At 73.0% G+C, this 14,662-nt stretch carries 14 protein-coding genes; 7 read left to right on the top strand and 7 right to left on the bottom strand.

The window, feature by feature from the left end:
• Positions 1-30: 30 nt before the first annotated feature.
• Positions 31-1,005: an aldo/keto reductase gene (locus tag AB0G11_RS12420; RefSeq protein ID WP_219510228.1), complete on the top strand. Its 975-nt coding sequence runs from the start codon at positions 31-33 to the stop codon at positions 1,003-1,005.
• On the opposite strand, the gene AB0G11_RS12415 is transcribed toward AB0G11_RS12420, so the two are convergent.
• Positions 990-1,943, bottom strand: a complete 954-nt coding sequence (locus AB0G11_RS12415; RefSeq protein WP_219510229.1) for an anti-sigma factor RsbA family regulatory protein — start codon at positions 1,941-1,943, stop codon at positions 990-992. The genes AB0G11_RS12420 and AB0G11_RS12415 overlap by 16 nt on opposite strands.
• Positions 1,944-2,123: 180 nt before the next feature.
• Here AB0G11_RS12415 and AB0G11_RS12410 point away from each other — a divergent pair, with 180 nt between their 5' ends.
• Complete coding sequence (locus tag AB0G11_RS12410; protein WP_246646102.1) at positions 2,124-2,681, top strand: DUF1707 domain-containing protein; 558 nt, start codon at positions 2,124-2,126, stop codon at positions 2,679-2,681.
• On the opposite strand, the gene AB0G11_RS12405 is transcribed toward AB0G11_RS12410, so the two are convergent.
• A complete protein-coding gene (locus AB0G11_RS12405) occupies positions 2,648-3,760 on the bottom strand; it encodes an aromatic ring-hydroxylating dioxygenase subunit alpha (RefSeq protein WP_357585631.1) in 1,113 nt (370 codons plus the stop codon). The genes AB0G11_RS12410 and AB0G11_RS12405 overlap by 34 nt on opposite strands.
• Before the next feature lie 61 nt (positions 3,761-3,821).
• Positions 3,822-4,916, bottom strand: coding sequence for an NAD(P)/FAD-dependent oxidoreductase (locus AB0G11_RS12400; RefSeq protein WP_357585629.1), 1,095 nt, complete (start codon positions 4,914-4,916; stop codon positions 3,822-3,824).
• A gap of 120 nt (positions 4,917-5,036) precedes the next feature.
• Here AB0G11_RS12400 and AB0G11_RS12395 point away from each other — a divergent pair, with 120 nt between their 5' ends.
• Together AB0G11_RS12395 and AB0G11_RS12390 are read left to right on the top strand one after the other, a co-directional pair.
• A complete protein-coding gene (locus AB0G11_RS12395) occupies positions 5,037-5,414 on the top strand; it encodes a hypothetical protein (RefSeq protein WP_219510233.1) in 378 nt (125 codons plus the stop codon).
• Between the two features lie 37 nt (positions 5,415-5,451).
• Positions 5,452-6,942 (top strand): DUF2079 domain-containing protein, encoded by a 1,491-nt coding sequence (locus AB0G11_RS12390; RefSeq protein ID WP_357585627.1) that lies wholly within the window; start codon positions 5,452-5,454, stop codon positions 6,940-6,942.
• 2 nt (positions 6,943-6,944) lie between these two features.
• Here AB0G11_RS12390 and AB0G11_RS12385 read toward each other — a convergent pair whose 3' ends face one another.
• The 3 genes from AB0G11_RS12385 to AB0G11_RS12375 are packed head-to-tail and all read right to left on the bottom strand — an operon-like array spanning position 6,945 to position 8,766.
• Positions 6,945-7,406, bottom strand: coding sequence for a hypothetical protein (locus tag AB0G11_RS12385; RefSeq protein WP_357585625.1), 462 nt, complete (start codon positions 7,404-7,406; stop codon positions 6,945-6,947).
• Positions 7,403-7,645 (bottom strand): hypothetical protein, encoded by a 243-nt coding sequence (locus AB0G11_RS12380; RefSeq protein ID WP_219510235.1) that lies wholly within the window; start codon positions 7,643-7,645, stop codon positions 7,403-7,405. Before AB0G11_RS12380 ends, AB0G11_RS12385 begins: the two co-directional genes overlap by 4 nt.
• Before the next feature lie 14 nt (positions 7,646-7,659).
• The gene (locus AB0G11_RS12375) at positions 7,660-8,766 is read right to left on the bottom strand and encodes a glycosyltransferase family 4 protein (protein WP_357585624.1); all 1,107 of its coding nucleotides are present in this window, start codon (positions 8,764-8,766) and stop codon (positions 7,660-7,662) included.
• A gap of 38 nt (positions 8,767-8,804) precedes the next feature.
• Between AB0G11_RS12375 and AB0G11_RS12370 the strand changes: the two genes are divergently transcribed.
• From AB0G11_RS12370 to AB0G11_RS12360, 3 genes are all read left to right on the top strand, one after another.
• Positions 8,805-9,623 (top strand): PIG-L family deacetylase, encoded by an 819-nt coding sequence (locus tag AB0G11_RS12370; protein ID WP_357585622.1) that lies wholly within the window; start codon positions 8,805-8,807, stop codon positions 9,621-9,623.
• A 25-nt stretch (positions 9,624-9,648) separates the two neighbouring features.
• Entirely contained in the window at positions 9,649-10,707 is a 1,059-nt protein-coding gene (locus tag AB0G11_RS12365; protein WP_219510237.1) for a lysylphosphatidylglycerol synthase domain-containing protein, read from the top strand.
• Positions 10,708-10,770: 63 nt separating this feature from the next.
• Entirely contained in the window at positions 10,771-14,145 is a 3,375-nt protein-coding gene (locus AB0G11_RS12360) for a BTAD domain-containing putative transcriptional regulator (protein ID WP_357585620.1), read from the top strand.
• Here the strand turns inward: AB0G11_RS12360 and AB0G11_RS12355 are convergent.
• Positions 14,114-14,644 carry a hypothetical protein gene (locus AB0G11_RS12355; RefSeq protein WP_357585618.1) on the bottom strand — a complete coding sequence of 177 codons (531 nt, stop codon included), beginning with the start codon at positions 14,642-14,644 and terminating at the stop codon, positions 14,114-14,116. The genes AB0G11_RS12360 and AB0G11_RS12355 overlap by 32 nt on opposite strands.
• Positions 14,645-14,662: the final 18 nt, after the last annotated feature.

The raw sequence follows: 14,662 nt of genomic DNA, 5'->3' as shown, positions 1-14,662 counted from the left end.
CCACACGATCGACATGTACAGGGGACACGGATGAACAGGCGCACACTCGGCACGGACGGCCCGGAGGTCTCGGCTCTGGGGCTGGGCTGCATGGGCATGTCGGAGTTCTACGGCAAGGGCGACGAGGCGGAGTCGATCTCGGTCATTCATCGCGCCCTCGACCTGGGCATGAATTTTCTGGACACCGCCGACATGTACGGCAGCGGGCACAACGAGGAGCTGGTGGGCCGGGCGATCAAGGGCCGCCGGGACGAGGTCGTGCTCGCCACCAAGTTCGGCGTGAACCGCGCCGGCGGCGCCCGCACGATCGAGAACAGCCCCGACTACATCCGGACGGCCTGCGACGCCTCGCTGCGCCGGCTCGGCGTCGACCACATCGACCTCTACTACATGCACCGCCGCAACCCGGACGTGCCCGTCGAGGACTCGGTCGGCGCGATGGCCGAGCTGGTCCAGCAGGGCAAGGTCCGCCATCTCGGGCTGTCGGAGGTGAGCGCGGCGACGCTGCGCCGGGCGGCGGCCGTGCACCCGATCGCCGCGCTGCAGAGCGAATACTCGCTGTTCACCCGGGGCCTGGAGGCGGAGATCCTGCCCACGGCCCGCGAGCTGGGCGTGGCGCTGGTCGCCTATTCGCCGATCAGCCGGGGCTTCCTCACCGGCGCCATGCCGCCGGCCGACGAGCTGCCCGACGACGACTTCCGCAAGTGGATGCCGCGCAACACGGGACAGAACGCCGAGCACAACGCCGCCATGGTCGCCGAGGTCACCAGGATCGCCGAGGCGGCCGGGGTGACGACGGCGCAGCTCGCGCTGGCCTGGGTGCTCGCCCAGGGACGCGACGTGGTGCCGATCCCGGGCACCAAGCGGCTGCGCTACCTGGAGGAGAACGCGGCGGCGGCGGACATCGAGCTGACCTCCGAGCAGCTCGCCGCGCTGGAGCGGGCGGTGCCCGCCGACGCGGTGCGCGGCGACCGTTACGCCGACATGGCCTACCTGGAGTCCTGAGCGGGCACGGAGCGCCGTCCGGGCAGGTCGAAGTAGGCCCGGATGGCGGTGGCTCCGGCCCGGGTGTGCACGCGGACGAGGTCGCTCAGCAGGTTGACGATGAGCAGGCCGCGCGAGCCGGGCACGCGCGGGTCGACGGGGGCGCGCCCGGCCAGCGGGTCGGTGATGTGCCCGGCGTCGCTCACCTCGCAGACCAGCCGGCCGTCGGCGTGCCACACGCGGATCACACCGGCGCCGCCGCCGTGGTCGAGGCTGTTGGCGCTGAGCTCGGCGACGACCAGCCGGATGTCGTCGAGCCGCTCGCCGGTGAACCCCAGCTTGTCGCCCACCTCACCGGCGAGCAGGCGGGCCGCCGCCAGGTTGTGGCGGTCGAAGCGGAGCGCGACGTGCTCGCCCGGCTCGTCGAGCGGGCGGTTGTGCCCGTCGACGACCGCCTGAGGAGCGTAGAGGTCGCTGATGCGCTCCCCCTCCTCGTCGAGCAGCACGGGGTGGGTGAGCTCGGCCTCGCGGATGACCTCGGGATCGAGCCCGTCCAGGTCGTACGGGCACAGGATCGTGACCTGCCTGCCCCGGAACGCGTAGTTGATCAGCGCCTCGTGCTGGGCGCACGCCGGGTATTCTGTCGCGCTGCGCCCGGGCCAGATCGGCTCGCCGATGATGCGCACGTGCTCGCCGGGATGGCGGTCGGCGAAGTCGCGCAGCACGCCGGGGATGATCCGCCCGGGATTGCGCCCCGCCTTGAGCATGTCGAGCATGGTCACACGGGCGGCATCGGCGCCCAGCACGGCCTCGATCAGCTCGAGGTTACGCGCCGGAACGGCGACGGCCACGGGCTCGCCGGCGTCCAGGCCCTCGCGGATGAACCGGGTCGTGGCAGCAACGTATTCCCGATCGCCTCTGTAGAAGAGTGCCGGGTGCACGAACGGGTCTGCCAACATCGCCTTTCACGCTACCCGGCGTTGGTGTCATCAAGGCCGAGTGTTGGGTAGCTATTCAGTGTGAAGAGACTTCAGATCGTACAGCGGCCCCGGCCCCCTCGCCGCCCGCTCCCCCTCGATCTGCGTACCCCCGCAGGCCGTCCACTCCCGTTCTGACCGATGCGACCCTATGCTCAAGACATGTCGGAAATGCAGATCCGCGCATCCGACGCGGATCGGGAACTCGTCACCCAGCAGTTGCAGCGCGCCTTCACCGAGGGGCGTCTGGACCAGTTCGAGCTGGAGGACCGGCTCGAACGGGCGCTGAGTGCCAAGGTTCAGAGCGACCTGGTCAAGGTCGTCGAGGACCTGCCCGCCGACACGCCGCAGGCCGACGACGTGGTCGTGCTGGAGACCAAGCATGACGAGCTCAAGCGCGCCGGCGACTGGGCGGTGCCGCGCCGGCTGCGTGCCGTCTCCAAGCACGGCGGCGTCCACCTCGATTTCAGCCAGGCGGTCATCGCCCATCCCGTGGTGGAGGTCGAGCTCGACCTCAAGTACGGCTCGGCCAAGATCGTGCTGCCGCCGGGCGCCTCGGCCAACGTCGACGGGTTCCGCACCACGTACGGCACCACGTCCACCGCCGACGTGCCCGGGCGTCAGCGGCCCGGGGTGCTGCACGTGGTGGTGACGGGCGAGACCAAGTACGGCGCGCTCGCGGTCCGCTATCCGCGCAAGCGCTGGTTCACCCAGTCGTGAAACGCGGAGATGTGGTGCTCGCTGGGCACCAGCACGCCGCCGTCGGCGTAGGCGCGTGACGACATGCCGAGCTGGGTCCGCTCGCAGGCGTCGAAGTCCTGCTCGTTGACCCGGTGGAACAGCTCGACTGAGCGCGACAGGTCGGCCCCCGAGGCGACCACGTCGGGGTGGTAGAGCCAGTCGCACTCCACGATCGTGCGGTCGGCGGCCAGCGGGAACATCCGGTGCACGATCACGTGGTCGGGCACCAAATTGACGAAGACCTGCGGCTTGACGGTGACCGCGTAGTAGCGCCGGTCCTGCTCGGGCGCGACGTCGGGCAGCTTGCCGAACCCGGCGGCGCCGTCGACGGTGAACCCCTCGGCCCGCTCGGCGAACGCGGCGCCGTGCCCGACGTAGTACTGGGCCGCGTATCCTCCGGCGAACTCCGGCAGCACCGCCGTGAGCTCGGGGTGGATGGTCGCGCAGTGGTAGCACTCCATGAAGTTCTCGACGATGAGCTTCCAGTTGGCGCGCACGTCGTAGCGGACGCGGCGGCCCACGGCGAGCTCGTCGGCGTGGTAGCGATCGATGGCGGCCGGGTCGCCGAGCCGTTCGGTGGCGGCGTGGGTCACGCTCTCCTCGAACGGTGGCGGCTCGTCGGCCAGGCAGATCCACGCGTAGCCGAGCCATTCGCGCAGCGCCACGGGCACCAGGCCGTAGGCGACCCGGTCGACGTCCGGCATCCTCGCCAGGTTGGGCGCCGCCGCCAGCGTGCCGTCGAGGTCGTAGGACCAGGCGTGGTAGGCGCACCGGATCGTCCGCCTGACCTCGCCGCCCTCCTCCAGGCACAGCCGCGCGCCGCGGTGCCGGCAGACGTTGAGGAAGGCCCGCAGCAGCCCGTCGCGGCCCCGCACCACGATGACGCTCTCGCGCCCGGCCTGGACGGTACGGAACGCGCCCGGGGCGGCGAGCTCGGCGGATCTGACCGCGCAGAACCAGAGCGATTCGAAGATCAGGGCCTGCTCGCGGGCGAACACCTCGGGGTCGGTGTAGGAGCGTCCGGGCAGCGTGAAGATCAGGCTCGATGTGCTGGTCAACAGACACTCCTTGTTGCGTAATACGCACCGAGTTGCCCTATATGCGAATAGTCAGCTCGGCCTAGGAGGCTGTCAAGAGGTAGCCGCTGGCCCACCTGAGCCACCGGGTGCACAGGCCGGTCGCGACCCGTTTCGGCACCAGCCGGGCCAGCGGCTCGTGCCGGTTGGTGATCTCGATCCCGGCGAGCACGGCCGAGCGGCGCACCATCCTGGCGCGGGCCCGCTCGTAGGCGCGCAGGTCGCCGGTGACCGAGCGCGCCAGCAGCCAGGCGTCCTCCAGCGCCTGGTTGGCGCCCTGCGCCAAGGTCGGCGGCATGGTGTGCGCGGAGTCGCCGGCCAGCGTGGTCGGCCCGTGCCCCCACACGTCCGGGATCTTCCACGTGTGGTGCGGGAAGAACTCGGGCGCGGTCATCGTGGCGAGGATGCGCGGCACCGGGTCGGGCAGGTCGCCGAACAGCCGCCGCAGCTTCCCCACCGGGTCGGGGTCGTCGCCCCACAGCGGCCTGCCGGGAGCCGTGCGCACGTCGAACCACCACAGCAGCCGCCCGCCGCCCGCCGGGATCAGCCCGCACAGCCCGCCCTCGCCGGAGATCAGGACGGCCCGGCCCGCGGAGATGAGCGGGGTCGGCTCGGTGGTGAACCCCTGCCAGGTCGCCCAGCCGCTGAGCCGCGCGGGATCGCCGCCCAGCATGGCGTGCCGGACCGCCGACCGGCGCCCGTCCGCGCCCACCAGCACGTCGCCGCGGACCGTCCGGCCGCCGGCCAGCCGCGCACGCGCGCCGCCTGGGTCGACGTCCTCGGCGGCGGCGCCGTACGTGACCGGGACGCCCTCGGCGAGCAGCGCGACCAGCTCGCCGCGCGCCACGTGCACGGTGGGATGGCCGTAGGCGCGCTCGGCGTCGGTGAGGTCGGCGGCGCTGAGCATCCGCCCCCGCGCCGACCAGGACTCCAGCGTCTCCAGCCGGCGCCCGGCGGCTGCGGCGTCGATGCCGAGCTCGCGCAGGATCGCGGTGCTGCCCGGCCAGAGCGTGACGGACCCGCCGGCCGTGCGCGGCTCCGGGGCCTCCTCGAACACCTCGACCTCGTGCCCGCCGCCCATCAGAGCGCGCGCGAGAGCGAGACCCGCCACGCCCGCCCCGATCACGACCACTCTCACGAAGAGGACAGATACCCGCTTTACGTCGGCTTGATATCGATGATGCTAGTGGGGTGCAAGCGTCGGTCAAGGTTTGCGCCATACTGTCCCCTCGTTCCTACACCAACGAAGGGCAAGACCATGACTCCCCCTCGCCGCATCGCGATCGCGATCGCGACGCTCACCCTTGCCGGCCTCACCACCGCGTGCGGCGCGATCGGCACCGCGGTCGACTGCAACAAGGTCGCCAGCGAGGTCACCACGATCATGAACGGCTTCAGCACCTCGGTCGCGGGCGCCGCCACCGACCCCTCCGCCATGGAGAAGGCCGGCCAGGAGGCCGCCGGCAAGATCAAGACCCTGGCCGCCGACTATGACGGCGAGCTCCGCTCGGCCCTCGACGAGATGGCCAGCGGCATGGAGAGCATCAAGATCGACGCTGCGAACCCGACCGCCGCCATGGACGCCGTCACCAAGCTCCAGAGCTCCGCGACGAAGATCCAGGGCGCCTGCAGCTGATGACGTTCCGCATGAAACCGGTCTAGTCTTGCTGCCCGTGACGGGCGACACGCTGGTGGGGCGGCCCAAGGTCGGCGCCACTCTCTCCGGTTTCATGACCCGGTTCAACCCCTGGCTGAGGGGCGACCGCCTGCGGGTCGGGCTCCTCAGCCTGGTGTCGGCCGTCGCGTACGCCGTGATCGGCCTGGTGGAGCTGGCCACCTACCGCACCAGCACCTTCGACCTGGTCATCCTCGACCAGACCGTGCGCAACTACGCGTCCTTCCGGCTCCCGTACGCGCCGGTCCTCGGCGCCTTCCACGACCGGGGGCTGGACTACCTCCAGCTCGCCGACCACTTCTCGCCCATCTACGCGCTGCTGGCGCCTTTCTACTGGGTGCACGACGGGCCCGGGTCGCTGATCGTGGCGCAGGCGCTGCTGTTCGCGGCGGCGATCCCGTTCATCTGGCTGTTCACCCGCCGCGTGCTGGGTCTCGGCCCCGCCTACCTGGTCGCGCTGGCCTACGCGCTGTCGTGGCCGGTGGCGCAGGCGGTGGCGTTCGACGCGCACGAGGTCATGTTCGTGCCGCTGCTGACCGCCGTCGCGATCGAGCGCTACCAGGCCGGCCGGCACCTGCCCGCCTTCGTGGCCCTGTTCACGCTCCTCCTGGTCAAGGAGGACATGGGGCTGATGGTGATCGGGTTCGGCGCCTACCTGTTCGCCGTGGGCGACCGCTTCCGCGGCGTGTGCTGCGCGGCCGTGGGGCTGGGCGGGGTGATGCTGACCCGGGGCGCGCTCGTCCCGATGCTGGGCGGGCAGGCGTCCGACTTCTGGGCCTACGGCCATCTCGGGCCGGACGTGCCGGGCGCGGTGCTGACGATGCTGCGCGATCCGCTCGCCGCGCTGCTGCTGCCCTTCAGCGAGGAGGCCAAGGTCGACACGCTGTTCCTGCTGGCGTGGCCGACGCTGCTGCTGTGCCTGCTGTCGCCGCTGTCTCTGGTGGCGCTGCCGCACGTGCTCGAACGCATGCTGGCCGACCGTCATCTGTGGTGGCAGGCGGACTTCCAGTACAACGCCTTCACGGTGGCGATCCTGTTCTGCGCGGGCGTGGACGGGCTGGCCCGGCTGCTGCGCTGGGTCAAGCGGCCCGGCGACCGGTCGCTGACGCTGGCGTGGGCGGTGGCGATGTGCGCGGTGGCGGTCACGCTGGTGCCGAGGTTCGCCCTGGACCAGCTCTACCATCCCGCCTTCTACAAGGGCGACCCGGTCAAGACGGCCGCGGCCGAGGCGGCGGTCGCGCACGTGCCGTCGGGGGTGACGGTCGAGGCGGCCAACTCCGTCGGGCCCGCCCTGAGCAGCCGCGCCACGGTCCTGCTGTGGACGGGACGGCCGCAGGGCGCGCCCTGGGTGGTGGCCGACACGGCCCGCTGGGAGTTCCCGTTCGGCACCGCCGAGGAGCAGTTCGCCCAGGTGGGCAGGCTGATGGCGGAGGGCTACACGAAGGTGTTCGAGCGCGACGGCTACGTGGTGCTCAACCGGGCTCCATGACCTCAGCCGGGGGTCACGGCCTCGGGCGCGCTGAGGTGCTCGGCGATGGCGGTCTGCCAGCCGCGCAGGTAGTCGGCGTAGCCGTCAGCGAACCCGCGCAGCTCGCGGGCGCCCTGCGGGGACAGGGCGGTGAGGTCGTAGACGACCTCGGCCGTGCTGCCGCCCCGGGTGTCGCCGGTGACGGTCACGGTGACCGTGCCGGCCCGGGAGCCGGGGGTGACGCGGGCGTAGCAGACGCGGCGGCCCTCCTGGCGGTCGACCACGATCCAGGTGGTGCGCTCGCCGTGGGTGTCGGTCTCGAAGACCGTGCCGGGCGCGCAGTCGTCGTCGGCGGGCATCGGGAAGCGCGGCCGCCAGCCCTTGACCCAGCGCTCCTCGCCGCGCGGCGTGAACAGCAGCAGCGCCTCGGCGGGCGGCAGCGGCACCGCGACCAGGCCGCTGAGCGAATACTGCACCCCCGTCACCGGGTGACCAGCCGGTGCGCGTCGTCGGCGGTCAGGGTGAGGCCGTAGACGGACTTGAGCTGGTCGATCTTGCCGAGCGTCTCGGGCGAGAACGGCGCCCGCCCCTCGAAGGCGTGGAGCGTGATGCCCTCGACGAGGTCGCCCAGGGACATGTCCAGGTATTCCGCCAGCCCCTTGAGGACCTTGAGCAGGTTCTTCTCCACCCGGAGGCCGGTCTGGGTCCGCTCCGCTGTTACCATGGTAACAATATACCTCAATTCGGGCGGGCTGGCGGGCGGGCGGCCGCCTCGGCGTAGGCCCGGTCGAACCCGGCCAGGACCGCGGGCCACGAGCCCGCCGCCGGCGGTGTGGCGCGGTTGTGCCGGGTGATCCGCTCGCGCAGCTCGCGGTCCACGCTGAGCCTGGCCACGGCGTCGGCCAGCGCGTTCACGTCAGGGCCGAGCAGGCCCTCGGTGCCGTCGCTGACGAAGTCGGCCACCCCGCTCTGCGACCGCGCCACCACCGGCAGCCCGGCCGCGCGCGCCTCCAGGGCGGCGATGCCGAACGACTCGCGCGGCGCCGGGGCCACGAACACGTCGGCCGACTCCAGCACCTTGGCGATCTGCTCGCGGGTGTGGCGGCCCGGCAGCGACACCCAGCCGGTCATGCCGTGCCGGGCCAGGTAGCGCTCCATCGAGGCGCGGGCCGGGCCGTCGCCGACCACGGTCGCGCGCAGCGCAATCTCCGCCGGGACCCGCGACCTGGCCAGCTCCAGCAGCTTGAGCAGGCGTACCGGATGCTTGCGCGGGGCCAGCCTGCCGACGGCCACGACGTGCACCTCGCCCCGGTCGTCGGGGCCGCTCTCGGCGGGGAAGCGGCGCCAGCCCGACAGGTCCAGCCCGTTGGACACCACGTGCACCGGCACCCGGGGCCCGGCGACCGCGCGGATCGGAACCGCCGCCGCGTTGCTGACCGTGGTGGCCACCAGCCCCCACCGCTGCCACCCGTACGCCGTGCCGAGCAGCCGGTAGAGGGCGCGCGTGACCGGATCCCACATGCTGTGGACCGTCACCACGCACGGCAGCCCGAGCCGGACGGCGGCGCGCACGCCCTGCCAGGCGAACGGCGATACGGCCCCCGTGTGCACGTGCACCACGTCGGGCCGGGACCCGGCCAGGCGGCGGGTGAGATGCCTCACGCCCGCCGGGTGCACCGGCAGATCGAACGGGACACGCGCCACGATCCGGTGCACACCGGGCAGCGCCTCGCCCCGGGTGGCGGTGGCCAGCTCCACCTCGTGTCCGGACTCGCGCTGCATTCGCACGAGATCGGCGACCTGCACCTCGATTCCCCCGAGTCTCGGCAGGTAACAGTCACTCACGTGAAAGATCCGCACCCCTCCCAGACTAATCTGGGCCTGTGCCTCCACGTACCGCTGTGTTCTTCCATGCCCACCCCGACGACGAGGCCCTGCTGACGGCGGGCACGATGGCGATGCTCGCGGCCGAAGGGCACCGCGTGGTGCTCGTGGTGGCCACCGCGGGCGAGCGCGGCCTGGCGGAGATCCGGCCGGGCGAGGCGCTCGGCGAGACCCGCATGAAGGAGCTCTACGCCTCGGCCGCCGCGCTCGGCTGCGCCCGCGTCGAGTGCCTGGGCTACGGCGACTCGGGGCTGAGCCCGAAGGGCGGCATCGCCGAGGAGCGGCCCGACAACGCCTTCATCGACGCCGACACGGAGAAGGCCGCCACCGCGCTGGCCGCCATCCTCCAGGAGGAGAACGCCGACCTGCTGTCGATCTACGACCCGGCGGGCGGCTACGGCCATCCCGACCACGTGCAGGTGCACCGGGTGGGCAGGCGCGCAGCGGAGATCGCCGGCACGCGGGTCGTGCTGGAGGCGACGGTCAACCGCGACCCGCTGGTCAAGCTGCTCAAGGCGGCGGGCAAGGTCTACCGGTTCCCGCCGGAGTTCGACGTGCGCACGTTCGAGAGCGCCTACTCCTCCGGCGAGACCATCACCCACCGCGTCAACGTGCGCCGCTACGCCCGGCAGAAGCGGGCGTCGATGGAGGCCCACGCCTCGCAGGCGACCGGCGGCGACACCGACCGCACGCTGGCCGTGATGCTCAAGGTGCCGGGGCCGCTCTACCGGCTGGTGTTCGGCACCGAGTGGTTCGTCCGCCGCGACCTGCCCCCGGGTACGAGGCTGCGTCATCCCTTCGACCGATGGCCCAAGTAGCCGGCTACCGGCAGACTGGGCTCCGATGAAGAACAAGTGGCTCCAGATCACGCTGTCCGTCCTGTCGCTCGGGCTCGCGGTGCTGCTGGTGGTCTATCTGCCGCAGATCGTGCAGACGCTGACCGGCAAGCCCGTCTCCTGGCAGGAGATCGGCGCCGTGTTCGGCACGCTCGACGCCGGCATGATCGCGCTGATGACGGCCGTGTGGCTGCTGAGCCTGCTCGCCTACACGTTCGTGCTGACCGGGTCGCTGCCGGGGCTGGGCCACACGCAGGCGCTCACGCTCAACGCCGCCGGGAGCGCGGTCAGCAACCTGCTGCCGTTCGGCGGCGCGGCCGGGGTGGCGCTGACGTTCGCGATGACCAGGGGCTGGGGGTTCGCCAACCGGCCGATCGTGGTCATGACGCTCGTCAGCGGGATCTGGAACACGCTGTTCAGGTTCATCCTGCCGGCCGTCGGGATCATCGCGCTGCTGCTGGCCGGGCAGGCGCCCAACGCGACCGTGGCCAACGCCGGCTGGGTCGGCGCGATCTCGATCCTGGCCCTGTGCGCGGTGGTCGCCGCCGCCCTCTACTGGGACCGGGCCGCCGCCGTGCTGGGCCGGGGGCTCGACTTCCTGGCCAGGCTGGTGCGGCTCAAGGTCCGCCCGTCGCAGGCGTTCGAGAGGCTGCGCCACGACACCGCCACCGTCGTGCGGACCCGGTGGCCGATCATGTCGTTCGGCATGGTGTTCTTCCTCGGCTTCCAGTGGGCGATCATGGCCGCCTGCATGCTGGCCACCGGCGCCTGGCCGGGGCTCGCCGAGTCGATCGCCGTCTTCGCGCTGTCGCGGGTGCTCACGGCGGTGCTCGTCACGCCGAGCGGCGCCGGGATCATGGAGTCGGGGGTGGTCGTGCTGCTGACCACGTTCGGCGTGGCGGCCCCGCCGGCGACGGCCGCCGCACTGCTCTTCGGTTTCTGGACTTACACTATCGAGATCCCGTTCGGCGGCCTCGCGCTGGGGGCGTGGGCGCTCCTGCGCAGGCGCAACAGCCGAGGCGCCGCAGCGGATCCCCCGTCCACGATCTCGAAGGCCCCCCAGTGACTATCCCGAACCCTCCACGTAATCAACCCCGGGCCTTGTGCGTGATTCGGAAGCGCGCATAGCGTGGCGGCTGACATGGTGGCGTTCCGAGTTCTGGGGCCAGTCGAGGCGTACGAAAACGACGAACTCGACCTCGGCGGGTTGCGGCAACGGGCCGTGCTCGCCCGGCTTCTCGTGGCCAGGGGCCAGGTGGTGCCCGTCGACACGCTGCTGTACGACCTGTGGGACGACGACACCGCCAAGGGCGCCCAGTCGGGGCTGCAGGTCTACATCTCGCGGCTGCGCCGGGTGCTGGAGCCGGGCCGCCCGCGCGGTGGGCCCAACCGGCTGCTGGTGACCGTCGCCTCGGGCTACGCGCTGCGGGTGGCGCCCGAGCAGGTCGACGCGCTCCGCTTCGAGCAGCTCGTCCGGACGGCGGGCGAGCACCTCGACGACGGCGACCCGCAGGCCGCGCGCGGCCGCCTGGAGAAGGCGCTGGGCCTGTGGCGCGGCACCCCCTACTCCGACTTCGCCGACCAGCAGTGGGCCGAGGCCGAGGTCAACCGGCTGACCGAGCTGCGGCTGGTGGCCCGCGAGCGGCATGCCGACACCGGCCTGCGCCTGGGCATGCCCGCCGAGACCGTGCCCGACCTGGAGGCGCTCACCACCGAGCACCCGCTGCGCGAGGAGGGCTGGCGGCTGCTCGGCCTGGGCCTCTACCGGTGCGGCCGGCAGGGCGACGCGCTGGCGGCGCTGCGCCGGGCGCGCAACATCCTGGCCGACGAGCTCGGCATCGACCCCGGGCCGGCGCTGCGCAAGCTGGAGTCCGACATCCTCGCCCAGGCGCCCGAGCTGGAGCTGGCCCCGCCGCCCCGCCCGTCGCGGCCGGTGCCGCCCGCCGACACGTGGCCGCCCAGGCCCGCCACCCCGATCGAGCCGCCGCCGCTGGAGCCCGAGCCGTTCGTCGGCCGTGACGCCGAGCTGTCGAGGCTGACCACGGCCGCCGCCCGCACCGGCCGCTTCCAGGTGGCGATCGTCACCGGCGTCGCCGGGGCGGGCAAGACGACGCTGCTGCGCCAGTTGCAGAGCAGGCTGACCGCCGACGGCTGGATGACCTCCTCCGGCGCCTGCCCCGACTCCAGCGCCACCCCGCCCGGCTGGGCCTGGGTGGAGATCCTGCGCGCGCTCGTCGGCACGACCGGCGCGGGCGAGTACGCCCAGCTCCTGGCCCCGCTGCTGGACGACGCCGCGCCCGCGCCCGACGACGACGAGGTGTCCGGCGGGTTCCGGCTGCACCGGGCCGTCGGCGGCTACCTGGCGGGCGTCGCGCGCCGGGCCCCGGTGCTGCTCACGCTGGAGGACCTGCACTGGGCCGACGACCAGACGCTGGCGCTGCTGCGCGCGCTGCCGAGCCTGCTGGCCACCAGCCGGGTGCTGCTCGTGGTCACCTGCCGCGAGAGCGAGCTCGACGACCGGCAGGCCGACGTGCTGGCCGCGCTGGCCAGGCTGGGCCCGGTCCGGGTGGGCCTGTCCGGGCTCGCCCCGAAGGCCGTGGCCGAGCTGGTCCGGGCCACCTGCGTGCGCGAGATCGACGAGGACGCCGTCGAGTCGATCGTCGAGCGCACCGGCGGCAACCCGTTCTTCGTCCGCGAGACCGTCCGGCTGCTCGACGCCGAGGGCGCGGCCGACCGGGCGAGCGCGGCCGAGGTGCTGTCGCGGGTGCCCTCGGGGGTGCGGGACGTGCTGCGGCGGCGCGTCTCCCGGCTGCCCGCCGGTGCGCAGCAGATCCTGCTGCAGGCGGCGGTGATCGGCCGCGACGTGGACGTGGACGTGCTGGTCGACGTGGCCGGCGACGAGGACGCCGTGGTGGAGGCCGTCGAGGCGGCGCTGCTGGCCGGGCTGGTGACCGAGCCGGGCCCCGGGCTGCTGCGGTTCGACCACGACCTGGTGCGCGACACGCTCTACTCCGACGCCTCGCGGCTGCGCCGCACCCGGCTGCACGCGGCCGTGGCGGCGGTGATCGAGCGGCGGGCGCCGTCCGACGTGGCCGCGCTGGCCCACCATTACTTCCTGGCCGACGCCGCCGACAAGGCGGTGCACTACTCGGGGCTGGCCGCCGAGCAGGCCGAGCGGCGCTTCGCGCACCGCGAGGCGGCGACGCTGTGGGAGCAGGCCATCGCCGCCTTCGACCGCACTGGCGGCGACACCAAGCAGCGGCTGCGGCTCATGCTGCGCCGGATCAAGGCGCTGGCGCTGTGCGGCGACATGCACACGGCCCGGCTGCTGCGCCGCGAGGCGATGGACGCCGCGCTGCCGCTGGGCGACCTGGAGCTGACCGCGCGGGTCGCGGCGGCGCTCGCGGTGCCGCACAAGGGCATGGCGCGTGACTTCACCCGCACTGCGTGGGAGATCGTCGACGTCACCGAGCGGGCGCTGAGCGAGCTGCCCGAGGGCGAGCAGCAGCTGCGGGCCAGCCTGCTCACCACGCTGGCGCTGGAGCTGGAGGGCTCCTCCTCGCCCGAGCGGGGCCGGCAGGCATCGCTGGAGGCGCTGGAGGTGGCCCGGCAGAGCGGCGACCCGGTGCTGATCGCGGTCGCGCTGAGCGGGCGGCTGCGCCAGTCCTACGACATCCCGGCCGTCGACACCCGCGAGAGCATCGGCCGCGAGCTGCTCGACGTGGCCCAGCGCTCCGGCCAGGTCGCCACCCAGGCGCTGGCCCATCTGGTGCTGCTGGAGTGCGCGGCGGCGCGCGGCGAGTTCGGCGTCGCCGACGAGCACGCGGCCGCCGCCGACCGGCTGGCCCGGCAGTACGACCTGCCGGCCCCGGCCGCCGTCCACGCCTGGTATTCCGGGCAGCGGCAGATGATCGCCGGCGACTACACGGGCGCCGAGCGGGCCTATCGCGACGCGGCCCGGATGACGGCGCGGGCGGGCATGCTGGAGGGCCGCCAGGACCTGCCGCTGATCACCACGTTCTGCCTGCACCTGGTCGACGGCCGGGCGGCCGAGACGGTCGAGCTCCTGGCCGAGGCCCACCAGCGCGGCGCGAAGTGGACCCTCGACGCCTACGCGCTGGCGCTCGCCTCGGCCGGTCACGTGGCCGACGCCAAGGCGGTCGCCGCCGTCCGCCCGCCGGTGCGGCCCGACTTCCTGTACGAGCTCGCGATGACGTGGCGGGCGCTGGCCGGGATGCTGCTCGACGACCGGGAGCGAATGGTCGACTGCTACGACAAGCTCAAGCCGTTCGCCGACCGGGTGGCGGGCGCCGGCACCGGGGTCGTGGCGCTGTGGCCGGTGGCGCTGACGCTGGGCGACCTGGCGATCCGGCTGGGCCAGCCGGCCGCCGCCCGCGAGCACTACGGCAAGGCGCTGGAGGTGGCGCACCGGATCGGGGTGCCGCGCTGGGTGGAGGCGGCGCAGCGCTCGGTCAGCAGCTCACCTGGAAGCGGTCGCTCCTGATCGCCTCGCGCCCCTCGGCCTTGAGCTCGACGCGATACCAGCCGGGGTTGGCGGAGACGGCCGGCTCCCAGGCGGCGCTCTCCTCGGCTCCCGCGAACCCGGAGTAGTGCACCAGATAGGTGCCCCAGGTGTTGGTGCCGGGATTCCAGCGGGCCAGCCGCCAGCGGTAGGAGACGGCCTCGTCGGGGTCGGGGTTGACGATCACCGTACGGGCCAGGAACGTCTTCAGGCAGTCCGGCGCGCTGTCGAGGGCGGTGACCGTGACCTCGCCGGGCACCGCGGCGGGCAGCGCGGCGGGCACTGTGCGTGCCGGCAGGGTGACAGCCCGGGCGGGGGCGGGCGCGGGCAGCGGCGCGGAGCTCGCGGCGCCGTACGCGGTCAGGCCGGCGTAGGCGGCGGCGAAGGCGAGGGCCGCCACGAGGAACTTCACCGCGCTCGCCGCGCCGGTGGCCAGTGCCGTACGGCTGCTTCTCGTCGCCTTGCTCAACCCGGTCAACACGGTCAGCACCTCTCTTCG

Source organism: Nonomuraea sp. NPDC023979 (assembly GCF_040639085.1).
In the GTDB taxonomy this organism is placed as follows: domain Bacteria; phylum Actinomycetota; class Actinomycetes; order Streptosporangiales; family Streptosporangiaceae; genus Nonomuraea; species Nonomuraea ceibae.
The sequence above is the reverse complement of the archived record's forward strand: the minus strand, read 5'-3'. Positions and strand labels throughout refer to the sequence as shown.